The sequence below is a fragment of the Gordonia sp. N1V genome (assembly GCF_029269935.1).
GTDB classification, from domain to species: Bacteria; Actinomycetota; Actinomycetes; order Mycobacteriales; family Mycobacteriaceae; genus Gordonia; species Gordonia polyisoprenivorans.
This window is the reverse complement of sequence record NZ_JARJDD010000010.1, coordinates 1-22,274: the sequence shown is the minus strand read 5'-3', so window position 1 is coordinate 22,274 and position 22,274 is coordinate 1. Positions and strand designations below refer to the sequence as shown.

Sequence of the window (22,274 nt, the reverse complement as noted above, 5' to 3'; positions counted from 1 at the left end):
CCGTCACGTTCCCCGAGGGGGCATTTCCCCCTGCGGGCCGTGAGCCGGGCGCGGGTTACGGGGAAATTCCCCCATCTTTGCTCCGTCGGCTAACGACACGCCCGGGAGTCGCGACATGATGAGCAGCGTGACCTGCGGGTCACCCGGCGCGTCCACGCCGGTTAGAGGAGACGAGGAGAGACGATGACCGTCGACATCCGGCATGACGCGACACCCGAGCCGGCCGGGGGTGTGGGCGACCATGAGGCGGCTCCCGCGTTGGCGATCGGCATCAAGATCGGCACCGACGTCTCCATCGCCGTCGGTGCGCACGCCGACGGCTGGGCGGGTACGGTCACCCGCCCGACGCTCGAACTCGCCGGACGCGACGACTTCCTACCTCGCATCGGCGATCCGGTCGGTCTCGTCGACGCCGCAGGTGATCCGGTGTTCGCCGAGGCGCTTTACGCGCAGGCCGTCCATCGGCTGCTCACCGAGACACTGGAGGCGACCGGCGCAGACCCTCGGGCCGTCCAGGTGACGTTCGCCGTCCCGGACGGGTGGTCGCCGGCGGTGATCGCCGACGTCGCCCGCGCGGTGCAGGCGGCCACCGGGCTCACCGCGGACCGGTGCGCCTGGACGAGCGCAGCGGTCACCGCGGTGACCGCCGTCGAACACGCCACCGGCGCCTTCGCCGACGGCGATCCCGTTGTCGTCTACGACTTCGGTGCGTCCGCCACCACGGTGACGGTGCTCGCCGCCGGCGCCGATCCGACCCCGTTGACGCGACCACTGACCTCGACGTTGGTGAGTGGGCGTGACATCGACCGGCTGCTGCTCGATCACACCCTCGAGGCCACCGGGCTGGGCCAGGCGTTGGGCGCCCGGATCGACGATCCCTCGATCCTCGCCGACCTGACCGAACTACGCAGGCGTTGCCGTACCGCCAAGGAGACCCTGTCGACGGATACCGGTACCGCCGTGGATATCTCGGTCGGACCGCATCGCACCGAGGCCCGTCTCGTGCGTGAGGACGTCGATGAGCTGGTGCGTGGGCCGGTGCTGGAATCGGTGAGCCTCGTCCGCGACGCGCTCGCCGCCGCAGCCATCGATCCGCGTCGGGTGGCGGCGATCGTCGCCGTCGGTGGCGGCTCGACGGTCCCGATCGTCTCCGAACTGCTGGAATCCGCCCTGCACATCCCGGTGATCCTCGACCCCGATCCGGCGGGCGCCGCCGCGGTCGGGGCGGCGTTGATCTCCGCCGACCGTCTTGCCGGCGCCGGTGCCGCCGACGACGCCACCGCGCTGCTCGCCGCAGCCGCGGCCGCGCCCCTGCCCGCACCTGCCCCGGTCCACGCCGTCGAACCGGCCCCGGTCTCCGAAAGTGCTCCCGCGCAAAGCCTCTCGAATCGCAAACGCGGTGTTCTGGTCGCGCTCGGCGTGGCGGTCATCGCGGTGTTCACCGCCGCCGGATTGTCGGTGGGCACCGGGCTCGTCGGCTCGACCAAGCCGACGACACCCGCGCCGGCCGAAGGGGCGGTGCCCAGCGGATCGCACGGGGCATCCACTGCCGCGCGGTCGACGCCGGCCTCCGCGCAGGCCGGTGGTTCGGCGCCGTCGGGGTCGGGTCGCGGCGTACCGGCGGGGACGGCCGGGCGCAACGCCACCACCGGTGCGCCCTCCTCGGCGGCCGCCGGCGTACCGGCGGCCTCCACCGCCCCGCAGGCCGGGCAACCGGCCGGGTCCACCGCGGCACCACAACCGTCGGCCTCCAACGGCGGTGCGACCAACGGGGGTGCGACGAACGGCGGTACGACGGGCGGGGGCACCGGCAGCGGGAGTGACGGCGGCAGCGGGAACACCGACGCCGGCGGCACCGACGACGGCTCGGGCGGTGGCGCGCCGTCCGGCGGCTCGGGCAACAGCGGTTCGGGTTCGGGCGGTGGAATCGGTGGCGCGGTGCGCCAGTTGCCGGGCGACGTCCTCGGCGGCGTGGGTCAGATCACCTGCGGCCTCGTCGGACTGCCGGCGTGCCCGTGAGCGAGGGCCTCGCGGCTCCCGCCGCCGTGGCACCGTTGCCCGGCGACGAGTCCGATCCCTGGGCGATCCGCGTCATCGACGAACTCGGACAACCCAATTGCGGTCTCGATCTCGCCGTTCTGGTCGGCCCGCCCGGCAGCGGTCGGTCGCGGGCGCTGTCGACCCTCGCCGACCGCTTACGCGGGGGCGGTGCACGGGTCGTCGTCGGCATCCCGCGGGACGCCCAGTGGCCCGACGCCCACGGTCGCCGGCCCGTCGTGATCGCCGACGACGTCCATGCCTGGCCGGTCGCGAGCATCGTCCGATTGCGCTCGGCACTCGACGACGGCCACGTCGCGGTTCTCGCCGCGACCGAGAACAGGGTGCGCGACACCATGATCACCGGCCTCGTCCAACGGTCCCGTCCCGGCGGCGGAGTCCGGGTGTGCGCCCCGGTGTCGACCGCGTGGGTACTCGATCGGGCCTTGCTGCGGCGCGTCGACCTCGATCCGACACAGGCCTCCCACATCCGACGCGCGTGTGCGGGTGCACCGGGCCTCATCGACGAAATCCTGGTGACGCTGACGTCTGATATGGTTGCAGCACAACATGATTCGCGACCAACGGACGCCGTCGAGCATGCTGCTCTGCTCGCGCGGACGGCGTACCGGCGTCGTGTGGAGCATCTCGACGACGCCACCCTCGCCGTTCTCGCGATCGCCGACGAGGGCAACGGGCTCGACACCTCGATGGTCGCCGAGGTCCTCGACATCGACGAGCAGAGCGCGATCACCGCGATCGACCGAGCGCGGGGCAGCGGTCTGCTCCTGAGCGCCGACACCCTGGTGTCGGCTGCGCGGGGGCCGCTGGTGGAAACGCTGGGTTCGGGTCGGGTCACGCAGGTCAGGCGTGCGAGTGTGGTGCGCCGCATGGGAACCGGCTCGATCTCGCCGCGTGATGCGATGGCCGCCGCAGAACTGGGTATTCGCGAGCCCCGGGTGAGTGCGGCGCTGCTCGAGGCGGCCGCCCAGGCGTCGGCGTCGGAGGCGGAGGTGCTCCTGACCGCAGCCGCCGGTGCCGGGGGTGATGCCTTCGAAATCGCGCTGCGCCGAGCGCATGTGGCGCTGGCCGCCGGTGACGTCCACCGCGCATCGCAAATCGTCGACGAGATCATCGGGGCCGCAACGAGTCCCGCAGCCGAGATCGTGGCCCCGACCATGCTGTCGGCGCGGATCGCGCTCGCTGCCGGCCGACCGTCCCACGCCGCCGACCTCATTCGCTGGCTGGGTCCGGAGTATGCTGCGACGCAACCGATCACGGCGGTCCGCGCGCTGCTCGACGTTGGCGATCGCGACGCCGCCGCCCGATATCTGACCGACACCGGTGCGGCGCCGACGGCCGTGCGCACAGCACAGCGTGACGTCCTGCGAGCCCTGTTCGGCGAGCCGATCGGCGGACCGACGCTCGACGGTCTGTTGCGGGCGCTGCCGATGCTGGTCGATCACGACGACATCGCCTGGCCGGCACTGATGCTTGCCGTGCAGTCCGGAGACATCCTCGCCGCCCGGATGGTGGCCGACGAGGTCTTCGACGCCGACCGCCGTGATCTCGCACTGCAGTGGATCGCGCTGCTTCTCGATCCACACCCCGCACCCGGCGTGCCGACGCCCGTGCCGGTCGCGCGTACGCCCGCCGATCGGGTGCGTGCGGAGGTCGCCGCGCTCGGGCGGGTTCCGACTCCCAACGCCGGTCGTGGACAGGCTCTGCGGGCTGCGGCCGCCATCGAGTTCGGGCTCGTCGACGCGCTCACCCTCGGCGAGCTATGGCTATCACTCGCCGCGGCCGGCGAACAGGTGCGTGTGCGCGGTCAGGTCGCCGCATTCGACGAGATCGTCGCCGGGGTCGGTCTCGCAAGCGGCTGGGCGGTGACGTGGAACTGGTATGCGGTCCGCGCGTGCGCCGCCGTCGGCGACCGGACGGGTGCCGGGAACCGGCTCGCCCGCCTCGAGACGGCGCTGTCGGCACATCCCGGGGACGAGCGCACCGCAACTCTGGTGGCGGCCGCGCGTGTCGTGCACGATCTGGCCTTCGCCGCAACGCCGGTCGACGATCGGCGGGTGGTGCAGGCCCGGGCCGGACTGGTCGCCATCGGCGCACCGACAGACGCCGCCCGTCTGTGCGCCGACACCGCCGCACCCGACCTGCCGAGCCCGCGTCCGACACGCGCCGAAGTGTCATCCCCGCAGGTCAGCCCACCATCGGGACCGTTGACCGAACGTGAGGCGCAGGTGGCCCACGAGCTTCTCGCCGGCTGCACGTATGCCGAGATCGGCGCCCGGTTGTTCATCTCGGCGAAGACCGTCGAGCACCACGTCGCCCGTATTCGCCGGCGCTTCGGGGGCGGGTCACGGTCGGAGATCCTCGCCGCGTTGCGCGCAGCCGGTTACCGCTGAATCTTACTGAACGGTAAGATGATCTGATCCCTGCCGCGCGGTGGGGGTGTGGCGAGTGTGAGGAGCCATCATGGTCGGCGGGACCAAACGACTGCCCCGCGCGGTGCGCGAGCAGCAGATGCTCGACGCCGCGGTCTCGGTGTTCGCCGAGAACGGCTTCCGGGACACGTCCATGGATTCGATCGCAGCCCAGGCGAAGATTAGCAAACCGATGCTGTATCTGTACTACGGGTCCAAAGAAGAGCTGTTCAGTGCGTGTATCGCCCGAGAGGGCGGTCGGTTCATCGACGCGATGTCGGTCGGCTTCGACCCCAAGCTGCGCCAGAGCGAACAGGCCCGCACGGTGGTGCGGGAATTCCTCCGCTATGTCGACGAGAACCGCGAGTCCTGGCGGGTGCTCTACCGGGTTGCCGTCGGATCGGCGGCCTTCGCCGACACCGTCAGCACCAGCCGTCGCCACATCGTCGACATGGTCTCCGACCTGATCCGCCGCGGTACCACCGTCGAGGGCGCGCTCGACATCGATTTCGAGCTCACCGCTATCGCGCTCGTCGGGGCCGGTGAGGCCGTTGCCGACCGGATGAGCGAGGGCGACGTCGACCTCGAGACCGCCACCGATCTCCTGGTCGGCATCACCTGGCGCGGCCTGAAGGGCGTCGGTATCCACACGCCGTCCTGACGCGGATTCACCGGTGCCGACGCAACGTCACCGAACCCAGCCACACCAGCACCGCCACCGCGAGTAGCCCCGGCATCATGTGGACGGCGAGCACACCGACGAGACTCGGCCCGCCCCAGTCGTTCTGGTAATCGTTGCCGACGGCGAACGGTTCGGCCGCCGCACGGCCGATGAAGAACACACACAGCACAACCACGAGCGTCAGACCCCAGATCCGGGCGAGCTTTCTCATGCTGCCGACGCTACGACTCGCCGGTGGTGGCGACATCGGGGATGACCCCGAGATCGTCCCGGACTTCGAGCGGCCTCGTGTTGCGGGCAGCAGCCAAACGCAGAACTCCCGCCCGGCATTGCCGGACGGGAGTTCGGGGACCTGGTGGTCGCCTCAGTTGGTACGAGTGGTCGCCGTCAGGTGCGGATACCCCTTGCGCCGGTTCAGAATCGAGATGTCGAAACTCCCGGCGCCGAAATTGTTCGGCCCGCTCGCTGCGCTCCCGGCGCCGTCGAGTTTATGGGTGTAGACGTTCACCTTGGCCGGCAACAGGATCGGCTTACCCCACCGCACCGTGTAGGTGACCGCGTCGGGCAGTTGCGCCTCGACGTTGGCGACAGCGGCTGCCGCACTCCACATTCCGTGCGCGATGGCCTTCGGGAAGCCGAACGCCTTGGCGGTCAGATCGCCCATGTGGATCGGATTGCGATCCCCCGACGCCGCCGCGTACTCGCGGATCTTCGCCAGATCCACTGCGAGCACCGCATCCGGTGGTGGCGGCGCCTGATCCCGCGGAGCCGGCCCGCGCGGTTCGTCGGAGAGGCTGGTGCGTTGCTGCTTGAGGAACGTCGCCACCTGCCGGGTCACCAGCTCGGTGCCGACGCTGATCTCCGAGACCATGTCGACGAGCATGCCCTTGCGGTGTTCCCGCAGGTTCTCGGCGTGATTCTCGATGGTCAGCGGCTCGTCGATCCCGATCGGTCGCAGTCGCGTGATGGTGTTCTCCAGATGCACCGAACCGACTGCGCCGAAAGGGAAGTCGCCGTCGGTCATGATCTTCATGGCCAGCGGGAACTGCAACACGAACGGGTAGGTGATCGGCAGCGTCGGGCCGAACTGTTGACCCGTCGCGCGGGTGTAGGCCAGCAGCCGGTCCGGATCGATGCGGATGTTCTCGAGCCGGTAGCGCCGGTCCGGGATTGTCGCGTCGGCGCGAATCCGGGCGGGCTTGCCGATCACCGGAAGCATCGCGGTGACCGCCTTGGAGTAGACGTCGGCGGTGCTCGGCGGCGACGAGAGGGTGATGGTCTTGCTCATCACGCCCCCAGGAATCCCTGGCCGCAGACCCGGACCACGTTGCCGGTGATGGCGTTGGAGGCCGGATTGGCAAAGTAGGCAACGGTTTCGGCGACGTCGATGGTCTGACCGCCCTGCTGCAGCGAACTCATCAGGCGGCCGGCCTCGCGGGTGGCCAGCGGGATCGCGGCGGTCATCTTGGTCTCGATGAAACCGGGGGCGACGGCGTTGATCGTGATGCCCTTCTCGGCGAGCAGCGGGGCGTAGGTGTCGACGAGACCGATCACGCCGGCCTTGGAGGCGCCGTAGTTGGTCTGGCCGCGGTTGCCCGCGATACCCGCGATCGACGACACGTCGATCACCGCGCCGCCGGGCTTCAACGCGTCCTTCTCGACGAGGGCGTTGACCAACTGCTGTGGCGCGATCAGATTGACCGAGATCACCGAATTCCAGCGCGCCGCATCCATGTTGGCGAGCAGCTTGTCGCGGGTGATGCCGGCGTTGTTGACGATGATGTCGATGCCGCCATGGCGCGCGAGCGCATGCTCGGCGAGCTTCTCGCCGGCGTCGGGTGCGCTGACGTCGAGCGGCAACGAGGTGCCGCCGACCTTGTTGGCGGTCTCGGCCAGGGCCTCGCCGGCAGCCGGGATGTCGGCGCAGATGACGTGGGCGCCATCGCGGGCCAGCACCTCGGCGATCGTCGCGCCGATACCGCGGGCGGCACCGGTCACCACGGCCACCTTGCCCTCGAGCGGCTTGTCCCAACTCGCGGGCGCGGTGGCGTCGTCGGCGCCGACGCGGATCACCTGGGCGTCGACGAAGGCCGACTTGGCCGACAGCACGAAGCGCAGCGTCGACTCCAGGCCGGTGAGCCCGGTCTTGGCGTCGGGGGAGACGTAGACGAGCTGCACGGTCGACCCCTTGAGGAGTTCCTTGCCGAGCGAGCGGGTGAATCCCTCGAGGGCGCGCTGGGCGACATGCTCATCAGGATCGATGACGAGTTCGGGGGTGGTGCCGAGCACGACGAAGCGCGCACAGGCCGCCGTCGAGCGCATGACCGGCTGGAAGAACTCGAAGAGCTGCTCGAGCTCGGCGGGGGAGGTGATCCCGGTGGCGTCGAAGACCAGACCGCCGTACTTGTCGGCGCTGCGACCGGTGGTGGCGTTCTCGATCAGCGTGTAGTCGGGACCCGAGAGCAGCTCACGCAGCGGCTCGACGAGACGGCCGGACCCGCCGAGCAGCACCGGTCCCGGCAGCGGCGGCTCGGAGGCCTTGTAGCGCCGCAGAGGCGGTGGGACGGGCAGTCCGGCCTGCTTGGCGATGAACGCACCCGGCCCGGAGTGCACGAAACTCGAGTACAGGCCTGCGGTCGTGGAGTTGGCAGCCACGTGAATCTCCTCTGAATTGTTCTCACGCTCGGTGTGATCGAGGACGCTGCTGGGTGGAGCGCCGTTCGACATCTAACTTACTCTGGAGTAAGAATACGTTAAAGGTACCAATCGACACCTGGGAGATCTCTCGTGGCCAACACACCCAAGACCCGCACCGAGCGCCCGGTCGCGATCCTCGGCGGCAACCGCATTCCGTTCGCGCGGCAGGACAAGGCATATGCCAAGGTCAGCAACCAAGACATGTTCACCGCGGCCCTCGACGGCCTCGTCAGTCGCTACAGCCTCCAGGGCGAACGACTCGGCATGGTGGCCGGTGGCGCCGTCCTGAAACTGTCGCGTGATTTCAATCTCATCCGCGAATCCGTGCTGGGATCGGCCCTGTCGCCCTACACCCCGGCCTTCGACATCCAGCAGGCGTGCGGCACCGGTCTGCAGGCGATCACCGCCGTCGCCGACGGCATCGCGCGCGGACGCTACGACGTCGCCGTCGGAGGTGGCGTCGACACCACCTCCGACGCGCCGATCGGCGTCTCCGAGGGTTTCCGTCGCGGCCTGCTCGAGGTGAACCGGGCCCGCAGCACCCAGGACCAGGTCCTCGGACTCCTCAAGGCGCTGCCCAAGCTCGGCATCGAGATCCCGCGCAACGGCGAGCCCCGCACCGGGATGTCGATGGGTGAGCACGCCGCGATCACCGCCAAGGAGTTCGGTATCAAGCGTGCCGACCAGGACGCGCTCGCCGCGGCCAGCCACCAGAAGATGGCCGCCGCCTACGACGCCGGCTTCTTCGACGATCTGGTTACCCCGTTCCTCGGCCTGACCCGCGATCAGAACCTGCGCGGCGACTCCAGCGTCGAGAAGCTCGCCAAGCTCAAGCCGGTCTTCGGGGTGTCGCTGGGCGACGCCACCATGACCGCGGGCAATTCGACGCCGCTGACCGACGGTGCGTCGACGGTCCTGCTCGCCAGCGACGAGTGGGCACAGGACAAGGGCATCCCGGTCCTGGCGTACTTCGTCGACTCCGAGTCCGCGGCGGTCGATTACGTCAACGGCCCCGACGGCCTGCTGATGGCACCCACCTACGCCGTCCCGCGTCTGCTCGAGCGCAACGGCCTCACCTTGCAGGACTTCGACTTCTACGAGATCCACGAGGCGTTCGCCTCGGTGGTGCTCGCGACCCTGCAGGCATGGGAGTCCGAGGAGTACTGCAAGGAGCGGCTGGGCCTGGACAAGGCGCTCGGCGCGATCGACCGCAGCAAGCTCAACGTCAACGGATCGTCGCTGGCCGCGGGACACCCGTTCGCCGCCACCGGTGGACGTATCGTGGCCCAGGCGGCCAAGCAGATCAAGGAGAACGGCGGCGGGCGCGCGCTGATCTCGATCTGCGCCGCGGGCGGCCAGGGTGTCACCGCGATCATCGAAGGCTGAGCGGGATTCCTCCGGCGCAGGATTCCTCCGATGAATGGACACCCCGTGTTGTAACGAAGACGAAAGTCCCGTAGATATACGGGGTAGCTTCGGTTGAGCTGTCAGACCCCCGACCCGACAGCTCAACCGGAGCGCCTCTCACAGAGGGCCTGGCCAGCGTGTATTCGCCGGTCAGGCCCTCGATTGCGTTGTGGGGAGAAGCCGCCGGGGTCGCATTGGCCGGATTTGTTCGGTATGAGTGACAGCGTGAGTTCAGTGCGGCGACGTCGATGGCGGGTGGGCGCACGAATCACCACAGGTGTGATCTCCGTCATACTCCTGACGTTGTCCATGGATCTTCTGGTCACCTCGGGGCACACCGCCCGCGGTGCGGTCACCGCCGGCCGCGACGTCGGCAACCTGTCCCCGGTGCGCCTGGACCATCGGCTCGACGAGCTGATGCAACAGGCGGGCGAACCGGTGCGACTGCGCACCGAATCCGGCTCGGCGACCGTCGACCCCGCGGCGTTGGGCGTGATGTTCGACGCCGACGCGACCGCGGCGGCCCTGCAACGTCAGCCGCGTAGTCCGCTCACCCGGTTGCTGGCCCTCTTCGGCCGCACACACGACGTCGCGCCGGTGGTCCGGGTCGACGCCGCACGCTTCGACGAGGCGATCGCCGGTCATCACCGCGATCTCGAACGGTCGGCGGTGGACGGTGGGGTGCACTACGACGGGGTCACCCCGGTCGCCGATCTGCCCGCCGCCGGTCGCCGCGTCGACCGGGATGCGGCGCGCGCGGTACTGGCCCGCGAATGGCTCGACGGAGACGTCGTGGACCTGCCGATGGAACCGTTCGCGCCGAGCGTGAGTGCCGAGGTGGTGCGCGCGACCGTCGCGGGTCCGGCGACGCGGGCGGTGTCCGACGACGTCGAGATCTCCGGCCGAGGTGGCGTTCGGGTCAGCCTGTCTCCCAGGCAGATCGGCGCGATCCTCACTTTCGTCCCCGACGGTCGGGGAGGGCTCGTCGCACACGTCGACCGCCAACGCGGTCGTACGGCGCTGGCCGCGCTGCGCGACTCCGAGACCCCGCCCGCCGATGCGAGATTCTCGCTGGCGACGGGACGCCCGCGGGTCGTGCCCGCCCGCGACGGCGCACGCGTCGACTGGGACAAGACCTTCGCCGCACTCGAACGCGCCGTCGTCGGCACCGGGCCGCGCACCGTCGCAGCCGCCTACCGGACGGTGCCGCCCGCGTTGTCCACCGAGAAGGCCCGCTCGCTCGGGGTCACCGAGGTGATCGGCGAGTTCACCACCGGCGGTTTCTCGTCGGCGTCCGGTGAGAACATCCGGCTGGTCGCGGCCGAGGTCGACGGGGCGCTGATCCTGCCGGGCAAGAACTTCTCCCTCAACACCCACACCGGGCCGCGGGGCTCCGCGCAGGGCTACGTCAGCTCGACGATCATCGATCACGGCCGTGCGTCGAACGCGGTGGGCGGCGGCATCTCCCAATTCGCCACCACGCTCTACAACGCCGCGTACTTCGCCGGCCTCGCCGACGTCGACCACACCGAACACGCCTACTACATCTCGCGGTATCCCGAGGCGCGGGAGGCGACGGTGTTCGAGGGCGCCATCGACCTCGTCATCGGCAACACCTCGCGCCACGGCGTCCTGATCGAGACCCTGTGGAGTCCGTCGTCGGTGACGGTTCGGCTGTGGGGCACGACAAGTGTCGAGGTCCAGTCGATCACCGGGGAGCGACACGCCTACACCATGCCAGAGGTGCGCCGGGTGCCCCGCGGGCCCGACTGCATCGCGAGCCGTGGCAGCCGCGGATTCACCACCAGCGACACCCGGGTCATCACCGACGCCCGCTCCGGCGCACTGATCAGCAGGCACACCCGAACCGTGCGCTACGCGCCGGAGCCGATCGTGCGGTGCATCTGACGCCGACTGCGCTCTGCAGTTCGCCGACAGCGCCCCACATATCGGCGCCCTAAACTGCAGTGCGTGGATGTGGCCCAGAGAACCGACGATCGTTCCCCCAAAGACCTGATCGCCGAGACGCTGCGCGAGGAAATTCTCGGCGGGGGCCTTCCTGCCGGGCAGCGTCTGATCGAAGAATCCATCGCCCGGCGGTTCGGAGTCTCGCGGGTCCCGGTTCGAGAAGCGCTGGCGCAGTTGGAGTCCGAGGGATTTGTTCTCACGGTTCGGTATCGCGGGGCCACGGTGGCCCAGGCGCCCCGCACTGACGGTCTCGGGCTGCTTCAGGTGCGCCGAGGCCTCGAGGTGCTCGCCGCGCAGTTGGCTGCCGAGCGGCGTGGCGGCGCGAGCGTCGACGAATTGGCTGCGGTCGCACGCTCGGAACGACCCGTACGCGCAAGTGACGGACCCTCGTTCCACGAACTGGTCGTGACCGGTGCCGGCAACTCGCAGCTCGCGACGATGCTCGCCGACGTCAATCGCCGCGTGGCGTGGGCGCTCGGCGATGATCGACACGGAGCGACCCTCGATCACATGGCCATCGCACACGCGATCGTCAGTGGCGCCGTGGTGCAGGCCGGCTTCTTGATGGAGGAGCACCTTCGCAAGGACGAGGAACGGTTCGCAGAGCAAGAGTGAAGAATTCGTATACAAAACTCGCATAGGCTTGGCGATTTTACGCAAATGACGCGGTAGTTCATCGGTTGGCAACACTGTTTGTATACAACTTTAGAGGTCGCGGTGCTGCGGCAATCCACTTCCACCTCTCATCTGGAGCACGCGCCCATGTCCACCACCTCACCGTCGGCCGCGCCGAAAGACCACTCCTCCACACCCGAGCCCACCCCGTCGGCAGGCGATTCCCCTCAGAAGGGTCGCGATGCCGCGGCGACGGGATCGCTCGCCGCAGCCCTGGACCGCATCGGATTCACCCGCGCCCAGGGCTGGGTGATCGTTCTGCTGATGGCCGGGCTGTTCTTCGACAGCCTCGAACAGAACTCCACCGGTTCCATGGGTCCACTGATCAAGGACTCACTGGGGATCGGCAACGCCCAACTCACCGCGATCAACACAGCGACCGTCATCGGCGGGCTCGTCGGACGACTGATCGGCGGCTATGCCGCCGACCGGTGGGGCCGGCGGTTCGCACTCAGCTTCAACTTGCTGATCTACACCCTCGGCGGGCTGATCAGTGCAGTGGCCGTCAACTACGAGATGCTGCTCTGCAGCCGGTTCATCGTCGGTGTCGGGCTGGGTGGTGAGTTCACCGTCGGTCTCGCGTTGCTCGCGGAAGTCGTGGCCACCCGCTATCGCGGGTCGGTACTGGCGAGTCTGAACATCTCTTCCGGGGGGATCGGCAACATCGCCTCCTTCGGTTTCTTCGCGCTGGTCCTCGGACCGCTCGGCGGCCTCCTGGGCGGCGACGCGCACTCCTGGCGTTGGACCTACGTCATTCTCGCGGTGCCCGCGTTGCTGGTCGTCGCGTTCCGCCGCTACCTTCCGGAGTCGCCCCGCTTCCTGGTGGACAAGGGGCGTGTCGAGGAAGCCAACGAGAGCCTGAACCGTCTTGGTGGAAAACGCCTTTCGGATCTCCGCCGTAAGGGTTCACCGACGTCGTTCGTGGCCACCACCGACATCCCGGTGGTGGCGCAACGGGTGTCGATCGTAGAGGTCTTCCGTGGCAACAACCTCCGCCGCACCGCGGCCGTCGGGACGGCGTCATGGATGTCGTTCGGAGCGCAGGTCACGCTGCTGTTCCTGATGCCGATCCTGTTGGTGTCGCGCGGATACTCGCTGACCGACTCGCTCGTGTTCACCATGATCATGAACATCGGCAGCCTTGTCGGTGCTTGCGCTGCAGCAGTTCTCGCAGGTCGCGTGCCGCGGAGGATCACCGTCATGTCGGCGGCCACGCTAGGCTGTGCCTCGGCGATCTGTTTTGCCGCCTTCGCCAATTCGGTGGCCACCATCCTCATCCTCGGCGCGGTGTTCCAGTTCTTCACGATGCTGCTCAACACCATGCTCTCGGTGTGGTCGCCGGAGCTCTTCCCGACGTCGGTGCGGGCGATGGGTGCGTCGGTGGTCAACGGCATCGGCAACGTGGCCGGTGCGGTCATGCCGTTCGCCGCGTTGTATTTCTTCGGCCTCGCAGGCGTCGCCGGTGTCTTCCTGATGATTGCCGCGATGTACGCACTCCTCGTTGTCGCTGCCCGATTCGGGCCCGAGACCTTCGGGCGGTCCCTGGAAGAGATTCACGCCGAGTCCTAGGTCAAACCCTCCCGCGCGTTGATGATCCATCCACCCACCGAAAGGTTTCGCAATGCAATGCCTGACCATCAGTGCGACCTCCCATGCACTGAACTATCTGCCCGCCTACCTCGCCGAGTCCGATGGGCTCTTCGCACAGCGCGGCTTCGACGTCGAGTTCATCGCGCGCGACCCGTGGACCGGGGTCCTCGATGATCTCGCAGTCGGCACCGCCGAGGTCGCCCTGGGTGGACTGTGGGTACCGGCGATGTACGCCGGTACCGCAACGGAATTCACCACCTTCGCCCAGCTCAATCACCAGTTCCCCAAGGCCCTGGTCGTGCGCACGGAGGCCCTTGTCGGCGAGTTCGCCTGGACCGACATGGAGGGGACCACGATCCTCGCGCCCGGCATCGGCGGCAGCGCACCGTATGCGTTCACCGCCGGACTGATGCGAGAGGCCGGAGCCGACCCGCGATCGGTCACCTTCCTGCGCGATCTGTCGACGCCGATGTTCCTCGACCTGTTCCGCAGCGGACTGGGGGATGCGATCGTGCTCGATCTGCCCAACGCGCTGGCGACACAACGCCGGGGCGACGGACACATCGCGATCGACTACACGGTCTCGGGGGGACTCGGGCCCAACAGCGTCTTCTACTGTCGCCGTGACCGTTTCGACGAGCTCGTGCCGGCGCTCGCCGGCTTCGTCGACGCCATCGGCGAGGCGATGGATCTGTTGGCGACCGCGCGGGTCGAGGATCTGGCGCCGCTGATGGCCGAGCACTGGCCCACTGCCGACCCGGCCCACCTGGCGCTGTCCTGCGTCCGGCTGCAGGCGTCGAGGACCTGGGAGACCCCGCGCATCGACCCGGCCGGCACCGATCGGTGGCTCCGAGTCCTTCTTGACGAGAGGATGATCCGCACGCCGTTGGCTTATGGCGATCTCGTCGACGAGTCGGCGCTGATCGTCTCAGCCGCCCACCGGGCGTGATGACCGGTCAGTGTGTCGAGGGGGTGGCCGTCGACGACGAGACGATCGACCGCCTCCTCGACCCACTGCGTCTGATGGTTGCGGTGGAGCAGGTACACGTCGATCTGCATCGTGGCATCGTCGTCAACCCGGTGGCCGCCGACATCGCGGTGCCGGGAACGCAGGCGGCAGTGCATCCGATGCTTGCGGTGTCGGCGATCGACGGTGTGTGCGTCGCCAAGATCATGACGGACTCACCGGAGCGGGCCAACCGCGGTGCACCACGCCAACTCTCGACGATCCTGGTCACCGACCTCGACTCGGGTCGGGTGCGGGCGATACTGGCCGGTGGCCGTGTGACGGCCGCACGTACCGCGGCGGCGAGCGCGGTGGCATCGAGTCATCTCGCGTCCGCGGGCGCCCGTGTTCTCGGGGTGATCGGTGCGGGCCGGCTGGCCTTCGAGCACGTCCGATTTTTGACCGCGCGGATCGAGAGCCTCGACACCGTCGTCGTTTGGACCCGATCCGCGCAGCGGGCACGGGAGTTTGCCGGTGCTGTTGGTGACTTCGGTTGCGACGTCCAGGTGGTCGACGATCTTGCGGAACTCTGTCGTCGTGCCGACATCGTCTGCACACTGACGCCGTCACCGACGCCGATCCTGCGCGGCGAATGGCTGCGCGCCGGAACGCATCTGAATGTCGTCGGGGCGCCGCCCCGGCCGGATCATCGAGAGGTCGACGCCGAGGCGCTCCGTCGGTCGCGGGTGATCGTCGACGATGTGGCGACCGCCAGGACAACTTCCGGTGCTGTCGTCGCGGCATTGCGGCACGGCGTCGTCGACCTCGACGATGTTGGCACCGACCTGGGGGCGGTCATCAGCGGAGACGCGATCGGCCGTACCGGGGACGACGAGATCACGATGTTCGTCTCCGTGGGCCTCGGTGCCCAGGACCTCGCGGCGGTACGCGTTCTCCTCGACCTCGACCTCGAAACGGTCACCACGGCGCCTGCCCGACCGCGGTGAGTACACAGGCGCCGAGCAGAACCACCGCCGTGACCCCGTGGATTCCGAGTGCGCGGGATCGGCTGCCTTGTTGCCCGAGCACGATCAGCATGTCGCCGAGCGGGATCAGCGCCAGCACGCCGAGGAGCAGGGGCAGTCGATCGGTGCCGGCAACGAGGAATGCGAGTACCAGAACACCGGTCGTCACATCACGGATGCCCTTGACCTGCCACCATCCACGGTCGTGGGGCGACAGCGACGTCGGCAGGCCGAAACCGGCGGCGTTGGTGGCGTTGCGGGCCAGGTAGGCGGCGCCGATCACGATGATGCCCAGCGCGATCACCACACCGATCGACACCCCGGTCCACCACAGGATGCTGGTCACGGTTGGTCCTCAGGGCGGGTGAAGCTCGTTGTCATCGTCCGCACCTTCCTGTTGTTATCGATGGAAAGAAATCTAACACCGATAAAAAGATCTATCAATGGTAGGTTTCGACCATGGGCACACAGGATCGGCGCGCGCGAGAGCGCGCCGAACGCCGGGATCGGGTGGTCGAGGCGGCGCGCGATTTGGCGGAGCGTGACGGATGGTCCGCGGTGACCACCCGCCGGCTGGCCGACGAGATCGAATACACGCCGCCAGTCCTCTATCAGCATTTTCCCGGCGGGCGCGACGAGATCGTGACGGCGGTGGCGTTGCTCGGATTCGCGGAGTTCGTCGCGTCGGTGTCCGGCGACACGGAGACCGAAGGCGGGGTCGGCGGCCTCATCGATGCGTATCTTGCTTTCGCGCAACGCAATCCGGCTACGTACGAGGCGATGTTCGCCATGCCGATCGCCGCGCGGTTCGCTCACGACGAGACTCCTGAGATCATGCGTCGCGCATTCTCGATCTTCGTCGAGGCGCTCGGTGGCGGGGATGCCCTCGGTGAGGACGTCGGTGTTCAGGCGCGCGCGGAACTGCTGTGGAGCGCGCTGCACGGGGTGTGTGAGTTGCGCAGGTGCGGGCGGCTGGACCCCTCGATGGAGTCTGCGAGGCGGGCTGAGCTCGTCGCAGTGTTCGAAGGCCGGTCACTTACCGACTGATCGCTCGGCCCCGGGTTGTTAGACCAGTCACACGGCGTCGTAGTCTGTCGACGTGGATATCAACGGAGCAAGTGCAATCGTGACGGGTGGGGCGTCGGGCATCGGCGCCGCGGTGGTTCGCCAGCTGGCGGCCAAGGGGGCGAAGGTCATCATCGCCGACCTCAACGCAGAAAAGGGTGGTGAGCTCGCCAAGGAGATCGACGGCAAGTTCGTCGCTGTGGACGTGACCAAGACCGAGGATCTCGAGAACGCGGTCAACCAGGCGACCGAGCTGGGCCCGCTGCGGGTGCTGGTGAACTCGGCCGGTATCGGCTGGGCGCAGCGCACCATCGGCAAGGACGGTGACTTCGCTTCCGCGCACAACCTCGACGCGTACAAGAAGGTCATCGCGATCAACCTGATCGGCACCTTCGATGCCATCCGGCTGGCCGCCACCGCGATGAGCCGCAACGAGCCGCTGGAATCGAACGAGCGGGGCGCGATCGTCAACATGGCGAGCGTCGCGGCATTCGACGGCCAGATCGGCCAGGCGTCGTACTCGTCGTCCAAGGGCGGCGTCGTTGGCATGACCCTGCCGGTCGCGCGTGACCTCGCGGCCGTGGGCGTGCGCGTCAACACCGTCGCCCCCGGCCTGATCGACACCCCGATCTACGGTGAGGGCGAGGCCGCCGAGGCATTCAAGGCCAAGCTCGGCGAGTCGGTGCTGTTTCCGCGTCGTCTCGGCGTGCCCGACGAACTCGCGTCGATGGTCGTCGAGCTCGTCACCAACTCCTACATGAACGCCGAGGTCGTCCGCGTCGACGGCGGCATCCGGATGCCACCGAAGTAGTTCTGGCACAAGTCCTCTCACGGTCACGGCCGCGTCAGACCCTCGGGTCCGACGCGGCCGTGGTGGTTTCTCGGGGAATCTCAGGCGCTCATGATCACCTTGAGCGCCTTGGTTTCTGCCGCACGGGAGAACACGTCGTAGGCGTCGATGATCTCGCCGAGCCCGAATCGGTGGCTGATGAACGGCTCCGGGTCGATACGGCGCTGTGCCACCAACTTCAGAAGTGTGCCAAGGGTATTGGTGTTCACCAGGCCCATCGACATCACGATGTTGGAGATCCAGAGGTCCTGGATGGGCAACTCGACGGGTTTGCCGTGCACACCGACATTGGCGACATGGCCTGCGGGGCGGACGATGTCGAGGCACATCTGGAACGTGTCGGGAATGCCGACGGCCTCGATCGCGACATCGACGCCGAGTCCGTCGGTCATCGCCAGGATCTCTTCGCGCCAACCCGACGAGGTCGACACGACCCCGTCGGTCGCCCCGAACCGGCGGGCCTGCTCGACCCGGTTGGCGTCGATGTCGACGGCGATGACCCGGCTGGGCCCGTAGAGGCCGGCGGTGGCGATGGCGGCGAGCCCGACCGGGCCGGTCCCGATCACCGCGACCACATCACCGGGTTTCACCGCCCCGTGGCGGACGCCGATCTCGTGGCCGGTGGGCAGGATGTCGGAGAGTAACGTGCCCTGCTCGGGGCTGACCGCCGACGGCAGTTTGTGGACCGAGTTCTCGGCGTAGGGCACCCGAACGTACTCGGCCTGGGTGCCGTCGATGAGATGGCCGAAGATCCAGCCGATGCCCGACGTGCCCTCGCTACCGAGGCAGTGCGAGTAGACGCCCTGTTTGCAGAACGAGCATTTCCCGCATGAGGAGATGCAGGACAGGATCACCTGGTCGCCGACGGCCAGCGTGGTCACGGCGTCGCCGACCTCGGTGATCGTACCGACGCCCTCGTGTCCGAGAATGCGGCCGGGAGTGACCGCGGGAACGTCACCCTTGAGGATGTGCAGGTCGGTGCCGCAGATCGTCGTCGTATCCATCTTGACGATGACGTCGGTGGGTTCGCTGAGCTTCGGGTCGGGGACGTCCTCCCAGGCCTTCTGGCCGGGACCGTGGAAAACGAGTGCCTTCATCTGGTGTCACCTCACGTGGTCGGGTCCCCCGTGTCTCACGCCCCCGCAATTCACGCTACGTATGCGCGCCCGGCCATGGGTGCCGATCGGTGCCTGCGATGCGTGTCAATATGAGAATTCGCCCCTGATCCGCGCGCAGTTCAGATGCCGGATCAGACCGCGCCTACCCGACCACATCATGAACCGGTGGTTCGCGTGCAAGATCGGACGGCCGACGCGGATGAGGGGGAGCGGCAGCGGTGTGGTGAGGTCGACGACCTGACGGAACTCGGCCCGACAGCCGTCGGCGGGAGTACCTGGGTGAATGGTCCACCGCGTCCACCCCGTCAGGTCGCCGTCCACGCGCGCCTGCAGGACGCCGGCCGCGGGGTCGACGATGTCCTCACGCACGTGCACCCGAAGCGATATCGGCAGCAATGACCGCAGCACCGCATCGCCGGAGGTGTCGTCGACCCTTGTCGCCTCGCGGACCTGCGGCCACCAGGTGGGGTAGGAGTCGGCGTCGGCGAGCGCGGCCAGCACGATGTGGTGGTCGAAGGGCAGGTGCCAGACGGAGTGCATCCGGAAGGTCCGTGCGCTCACGTCGTCCAGTATGCGCCGGATCGCCGAGGGGCCGGGATCTCGACGGAGATCCCGGCCCCTCGGCTCGTGCGGTGTTCTGTGTGTCAGAAGGCGGCTTCGTCGAGCTCCATGATCTCGCCGTCGATGTTCTCGACGGTGGTGCGGATCGAGGTGAGCAGCGGGAGCATGTTCTTGGCGAAGAAGCTCGCGACGGCGACCTTGCCCTCGTAGAAAGACTTGTCGTCGCCGGTCACGCCCTCATCGAGCTTGGCCAGCGCGATCTCGGACTGACGCAGGAGCAACCAGCCGATGAGCAGATCGCCGACCGACATCAGGAAGCGCACCGAGCCCAGCCCCACCTTGTAGAGGTCCTTCGGGTTCTCCTGCGCGCCCATCAGATCGCCCGTCAGGGAGGCGGCCATGGCCTGGACGTCCTCGAGAGCGGTCTTGAGCAACGCGCGTTCGGCCTTGAGGCGACCGTTGCCGGCCTCGGTGTCGATGAACGACTGGATCTGTCCGGCAACATGCGCGAGGGCCTGCCCCTTGTCGCGAATGATCTTGCGGAAGAAGAAGTCCTGCGCCTGGATGGCGGTCGTGCCCTCGTAGAGCGAGTCGATCTTCGAGTCACGGATGTACTGCTCGATCGGGTAGTCCTGCAGGAAGCCCGAGCCACCGAAGGTCTGCAGCGACTCGTGGCCGAGGTTGGCGTAGGCACGCTCGGAGCCGACACCCTTGACGATCGGCAGCAGCAGGTCGTTGACTCGGTGCGCCATCTCGGGATCGGCGCCGGAGACGATCTGTGCGGCAACGGAATCCTGGTGCGATGCGGTGTAGAGGTAGATCGCGCGCAGACCCTCGGCATATGCCTTCTGGGTCATCAGCGAACGCCGGACGTCGGGGTGATGGGTGATGGTGACCCGCGGTGCGGCCTTGTCGGTCATCTGCACCATGTCGGCGCCCTGCACACGCTCCTTGGCGTAGTCGAGAGCGTTGAGGTAACCGGTCGACAGCGTCGAAATCGCCTTGGTGCCCACCATCATTCGCGCATGCTCGATCACCTGGAACATCTGCGCGATGCCCTTGTGAACCTCGCCGACGAGCCAGCCCTTGGCCGGGACGCCGTGCTGGCCGAAGGTGACCTCACAGGTGGCCGACGCCTTGATGCCCATCTTGTGCTCGACGTTGGTGACGAAAACGCCGTTGCGCTCGCCGAGTTCACCTGTCTCGAAGTCGAAATGGAACTTCGGTACGAAGAACAGCGACAGCCCCTTGGTGCCCGGGCCTGCGCCCTCGGGGCGGGCGAGCACCAGGTGGAAGATGTTCTCGGTCATGTCCTGGTCGGCAGAGGTGATGAAGCGCTTCACACCGTCGATGTGCCAGGAGCCGTCCTCCTGCTGAACAGCCTTGGTACGTCCGGCGCCCACATCGGAGCCGGCGTCGGGCTCGGTGAGCACCATCGTGGCGCCCCAGCCGCGCTCGGAGCAGATGGCGGCCCACTTCTTCTGCTCGTCGGTTCCGTTGTCGTAGAAGATGTTCGCGAAGCCCGAGCCTGCTGCGTACATGAACACCGGCGGGTTGGCGCCGAGGATCATCTCACCGATTGCCCAGTACAGCGATCGGGGCGCCGGCATGCCGCCGAGCTCCTCGTTGACGCCGACCTTGTCCCAGCCACCCTCGACGAGGGCGTTGTAGGACTTCTTGAAGCTTTCCGGGATGGTGACGCTGTGGGTCTCCGGGTCGAAGACCGGCGGGTTGCGGTCGGCCTCGGCGAAGGATTCCGCGATCGGGCCCTCGGCCAGAGTCCGGACCTCGCGGAGCATGTCCACGGCGGTCTCATGATCCAGATCGCCGAACTCCCCCGACTCGAGCACCTTGTCCAGTTCGAAGACCTCGAAGAGGTTGAACTGCAGGTCGCGCATGTTGCTCTTGTAGTGGCCCATTTGGATTCCTATCTGACGCGGGCTGAATCCCTCGCGGGTGGTCGCTGGATGTGTCGGCAGGTGAACTCGTGCAAACGCCCGGTGGATGCTCTGAAGGGAACACGACCGAACGACCGCTAAGTTACTCGCCGGTAACCCCAGGATACAACTCGTTCGCAGGGTCGACAAGCCGAGATTTCTGTGACCTCCGCTAACTTCTGCAAGCGCAATGTCCTGTATCGCGAATCGTCACCTCGTTATCGCGAAACCCGGCGACTAGCCTGTCTGCATGTCCACTGATTCCCTGGTCCTCGGATGTATGTACTTCGGCACGCGCACCGACGACGCCACTTCCCGCGCGCTGGTCGAACGATTCCTGGAACGTGGCGGAACAACGCTTGACACCGCGGACTGCTATGCGTTCTGGGCGTCGGGGACGGGATCGGGCGGACAGAGCGAGGAGATGCTCGGCCGGTGGTTCGCCGACAACCCGGGTGTCCGGGAGCGAGTGACGCTGGCGACGAAGGTTGGGCCGGAGCCCGTTCCCGGACGGCCGGGTGAGGTCGTCGGTCTCGGTCACGAGGTCGTCATGCGTTCGATCGAGGCCAGCCTCGCGCGGCTCCAGGTCGATCACATCGATCTGTACTGGGCGCATCTGGAGGACCGACGGACGCCGATGGCCGAAGTGGTCTCGACGTTCGGCCGACTCGTCGACGACGGCGTGGTCGGACGGATCGGTATCTCGAACCATCCGACGTGGCGCGTGGAGCAGGCGCGCGCCCTGGCGTCGGTCGCCGGCACCGAACCGTTCACCGCATTGCAACTGTCGACGTCGTACGTCCGGCCACGCCCGGACACCGTGGTGCCGGGCAAGGATCACCGCTTCGGGTTCGTCACCGACGAGACCATTGACTACCTCACCACCCATCCCGAGATCGAACTGTGGGCGTACAGCCCGCTGATCCAGGGCAGTTTCGACCGCGCCGATCGACCGTTCCCCGAGGCCTACGACCACCCGGGAACAACCCGACGCCTGGCCGAATTGCGCAGCGTCGCAGCCGAGCTGGACGCCACGCCCGGGCAGGTGGTCCTTGCCTGGCTACTTGGTGGTTCCCCGGTGATCCGGCCGATCGTCGGCGTCAGCACGTTGGCCCAACTCGACGCAGCCCTCGACGCCGCCGAGCTGACCCTCACCGCCGAGCAACGCGCGAGGCTCGACGCCGCGGTCTGATAGCCGGCCTTCGATCCGGTGGTCAGCCCTTCCCCGGTGGTCGAGGTGCGAGCCGCGTGCGGCGAGCCTCGAGACCGCTTGCGCCGGTGCTG

The 22,274-nt window shown here is 67.9% G+C and carries 19 protein-coding genes; 12 read left to right on the top strand and 7 right to left on the bottom strand.

Annotated features, from left to right (window positions below):
- Nucleotides 1–183 precede the first annotated feature (183 nt).
- The 3 genes from P3L18_RS14375 (at nucleotide 184) to P3L18_RS14365 (ending at nucleotide 5,130) form a co-directional block, all read left to right on the top strand.
- Nucleotides 184–2,019, top strand: coding sequence for an Hsp70 family protein (locus P3L18_RS14375; RefSeq protein ID WP_276114427.1), 1,836 nt, complete (start codon nucleotides 184–186; stop codon nucleotides 2,017–2,019).
- Nucleotides 2,016–4,451 carry a helix-turn-helix transcriptional regulator gene (locus P3L18_RS14370; protein WP_276114426.1) on the top strand — a complete coding sequence of 812 codons (2,436 nt, stop codon included), beginning with the start codon at nucleotides 2,016–2,018 and terminating at the stop codon, nucleotides 4,449–4,451. Before P3L18_RS14375 ends, P3L18_RS14370 begins: the two co-directional genes overlap by 4 nt.
- Nucleotides 4,452–4,521: 70 nt before the next feature.
- Nucleotides 4,522–5,130, top strand: coding sequence for a TetR/AcrR family transcriptional regulator (locus tag P3L18_RS14365; protein WP_006369428.1), 609 nt, complete (start codon nucleotides 4,522–4,524; stop codon nucleotides 5,128–5,130).
- 7 nt (nucleotides 5,131–5,137) lie between these two features.
- Here the strand turns inward: P3L18_RS14365 and P3L18_RS14360 are convergent, their stop codons facing one another.
- From P3L18_RS14360 to P3L18_RS14350, 3 genes are all read right to left on the bottom strand, one after another.
- The gene (locus P3L18_RS14360) at nucleotides 5,138–5,362 is read right to left on the bottom strand and encodes a hypothetical protein (protein WP_276114425.1); all 225 of its coding nucleotides are present in this window, start codon (nucleotides 5,360–5,362) and stop codon (nucleotides 5,138–5,140) included.
- A 153-nt stretch (nucleotides 5,363–5,515) separates the two neighbouring features.
- Nucleotides 5,516–6,439 (bottom strand): MaoC/PaaZ C-terminal domain-containing protein, encoded by a 924-nt coding sequence (locus tag P3L18_RS14355; RefSeq protein WP_276114424.1) that lies wholly within the window; start codon nucleotides 6,437–6,439, stop codon nucleotides 5,516–5,518.
- Nucleotides 6,439–7,806 carry a 3-oxoacyl-ACP reductase gene (locus P3L18_RS14350; RefSeq protein ID WP_276114423.1) on the bottom strand — a complete coding sequence of 456 codons (1,368 nt, stop codon included), beginning with the start codon at nucleotides 7,804–7,806 and terminating at the stop codon, nucleotides 6,439–6,441. Before P3L18_RS14350 ends, P3L18_RS14355 begins: the two co-directional genes overlap by 1 nt.
- A gap of 132 nt (nucleotides 7,807–7,938) precedes the next feature.
- Here P3L18_RS14350 and P3L18_RS14345 point away from each other — a divergent pair, with 132 nt between their 5' ends.
- The 6 genes from P3L18_RS14345 (at nucleotide 7,939) to P3L18_RS14320 (ending at nucleotide 15,441) form a co-directional block, all read left to right on the top strand.
- Complete coding sequence (locus P3L18_RS14345; protein ID WP_006369432.1) at nucleotides 7,939–9,234, top strand: acetyl-CoA C-acetyltransferase; 1,296 nt, start codon at nucleotides 7,939–7,941, stop codon at nucleotides 9,232–9,234.
- Between the two features lie 330 nt (nucleotides 9,235–9,564).
- The gene (locus P3L18_RS14340; protein WP_276114516.1) at nucleotides 9,565–11,163 is read left to right on the top strand and encodes a VanW family protein; all 1,599 of its coding nucleotides are present in this window, start codon (nucleotides 9,565–9,567) and stop codon (nucleotides 11,161–11,163) included.
- A gap of 63 nt (nucleotides 11,164–11,226) precedes the next feature.
- Nucleotides 11,227–11,838, top strand: coding sequence for a GntR family transcriptional regulator (locus P3L18_RS14335; RefSeq protein WP_079931361.1), 612 nt, complete (start codon nucleotides 11,227–11,229; stop codon nucleotides 11,836–11,838).
- Between the two features lie 147 nt (nucleotides 11,839–11,985).
- On the top strand, nucleotides 11,986–13,467 hold the full coding sequence (locus P3L18_RS14330) for an MFS transporter (RefSeq protein WP_253194128.1): 1,482 nt from the start codon (nucleotides 11,986–11,988) through the stop codon (nucleotides 13,465–13,467).
- 52 nt (nucleotides 13,468–13,519) lie between these two features.
- Nucleotides 13,520–14,437 (top strand): ABC transporter substrate-binding protein, encoded by a 918-nt coding sequence (locus tag P3L18_RS14325; RefSeq protein WP_276114422.1) that lies wholly within the window; start codon nucleotides 13,520–13,522, stop codon nucleotides 14,435–14,437.
- A complete protein-coding gene (locus P3L18_RS14320) occupies nucleotides 14,437–15,441 on the top strand; it encodes a Gfo/Idh/MocA family oxidoreductase (RefSeq protein WP_276114420.1) in 1,005 nt (334 codons plus the stop codon). Before P3L18_RS14325 ends, P3L18_RS14320 begins: the two co-directional genes overlap by 1 nt.
- On the opposite strand, the gene P3L18_RS14315 is transcribed toward P3L18_RS14320, so the two are convergent.
- Nucleotides 15,413–15,805, bottom strand: coding sequence for a DUF4267 domain-containing protein (locus P3L18_RS14315; protein ID WP_276114418.1), 393 nt, complete (start codon nucleotides 15,803–15,805; stop codon nucleotides 15,413–15,415). The genes P3L18_RS14320 and P3L18_RS14315 overlap by 29 nt on opposite strands.
- Before the next feature lie 113 nt (nucleotides 15,806–15,918).
- Between P3L18_RS14315 and P3L18_RS14310 the strand changes: the two genes are divergently transcribed.
- The gene (locus tag P3L18_RS14310; protein ID WP_276114417.1) at nucleotides 15,919–16,506 is read left to right on the top strand and encodes a TetR/AcrR family transcriptional regulator; all 588 of its coding nucleotides are present in this window, start codon (nucleotides 15,919–15,921) and stop codon (nucleotides 16,504–16,506) included.
- A 52-nt stretch (nucleotides 16,507–16,558) separates the two neighbouring features.
- Nucleotides 16,559–17,335 carry an SDR family NAD(P)-dependent oxidoreductase gene (locus tag P3L18_RS14305; protein WP_014358650.1) on the top strand — a complete coding sequence of 259 codons (777 nt, stop codon included), beginning with the start codon at nucleotides 16,559–16,561 and terminating at the stop codon, nucleotides 17,333–17,335.
- A gap of 80 nt (nucleotides 17,336–17,415) precedes the next feature.
- Here the strand turns inward: P3L18_RS14305 and P3L18_RS14300 are convergent, their stop codons facing one another.
- From P3L18_RS14300 to P3L18_RS14290, 3 genes are all read right to left on the bottom strand, one after another.
- Nucleotides 17,416–18,471 carry a zinc-dependent alcohol dehydrogenase family protein gene (locus P3L18_RS14300; protein WP_006369437.1) on the bottom strand — a complete coding sequence of 352 codons (1,056 nt, stop codon included), beginning with the start codon at nucleotides 18,469–18,471 and terminating at the stop codon, nucleotides 17,416–17,418.
- A gap of 105 nt (nucleotides 18,472–18,576) precedes the next feature.
- On the bottom strand, nucleotides 18,577–19,053 hold the full coding sequence (locus P3L18_RS14295) for an SRPBCC family protein (protein WP_271354796.1): 477 nt from the start codon (nucleotides 19,051–19,053) through the stop codon (nucleotides 18,577–18,579).
- A gap of 83 nt (nucleotides 19,054–19,136) precedes the next feature.
- Nucleotides 19,137–20,972, bottom strand: coding sequence for an acyl-CoA dehydrogenase (locus tag P3L18_RS14290; RefSeq protein WP_006369439.1), 1,836 nt, complete (start codon nucleotides 20,970–20,972; stop codon nucleotides 19,137–19,139).
- 268 nt (nucleotides 20,973–21,240) lie between these two features.
- Between P3L18_RS14290 and P3L18_RS14285 the strand changes: the two genes are divergently transcribed.
- The gene (locus tag P3L18_RS14285; protein WP_079931354.1) at nucleotides 21,241–22,182 is read left to right on the top strand and encodes an aldo/keto reductase; all 942 of its coding nucleotides are present in this window, start codon (nucleotides 21,241–21,243) and stop codon (nucleotides 22,180–22,182) included.
- Nucleotides 22,183–22,274: the final 92 nt, after the last annotated feature.

Excerpts from the sequence above, each read along its gene's own strand:
- P3L18_RS14375 (WP_276114427.1), top strand. The coding sequence starts at position 184 with ATGACCGTCGACATCCGGCATGACGCGACACCCGAGCCGGCCGGGGGT.
- P3L18_RS14365 (WP_006369428.1), top strand. The coding sequence starts at position 4,522 with ATGGTCGGCGGGACCAAACGACTGCCCCGCGCGGTGCGCGAGCAGCAG.
- P3L18_RS14360 (WP_276114425.1), bottom strand. The coding sequence starts at position 5,362 with ATGAGAAAGCTCGCCCGGATCTGGGGTCTGACGCTCGTGGTTGTGCTG.
- P3L18_RS14355 (WP_276114424.1), bottom strand. The coding sequence starts at position 6,439 with ATGAGCAAGACCATCACCCTCTCGTCGCCGCCGAGCACCGCCGACGTC.
- P3L18_RS14340 (WP_276114516.1), top strand. The coding sequence starts at position 9,565 with ATGGATCTTCTGGTCACCTCGGGGCACACCGCCCGCGGTGCGGTCACC.
- P3L18_RS14330 (WP_253194128.1), top strand. The coding sequence starts at position 11,986 with ATGTCCACCACCTCACCGTCGGCCGCGCCGAAAGACCACTCCTCCACA.
- P3L18_RS14325 (WP_276114422.1), top strand. The coding sequence starts at position 13,520 with ATGCAATGCCTGACCATCAGTGCGACCTCCCATGCACTGAACTATCTG.
- P3L18_RS14320 (WP_276114420.1), top strand. The coding sequence starts at position 14,437 with ATGACCGGTCAGTGTGTCGAGGGGGTGGCCGTCGACGACGAGACGATC.
- P3L18_RS14310 (WP_276114417.1), top strand. The coding sequence starts at position 15,919 with ATGGGCACACAGGATCGGCGCGCGCGAGAGCGCGCCGAACGCCGGGAT.
- P3L18_RS14300 (WP_006369437.1), bottom strand. The coding sequence starts at position 18,471 with ATGAAGGCACTCGTTTTCCACGGTCCCGGCCAGAAGGCCTGGGAGGAC.
- P3L18_RS14290 (WP_006369439.1), bottom strand. The coding sequence starts at position 20,972 with ATGGGCCACTACAAGAGCAACATGCGCGACCTGCAGTTCAACCTCTTC.
- P3L18_RS14285 (WP_079931354.1), top strand. The coding sequence starts at position 21,241 with ATGTCCACTGATTCCCTGGTCCTCGGATGTATGTACTTCGGCACGCGC.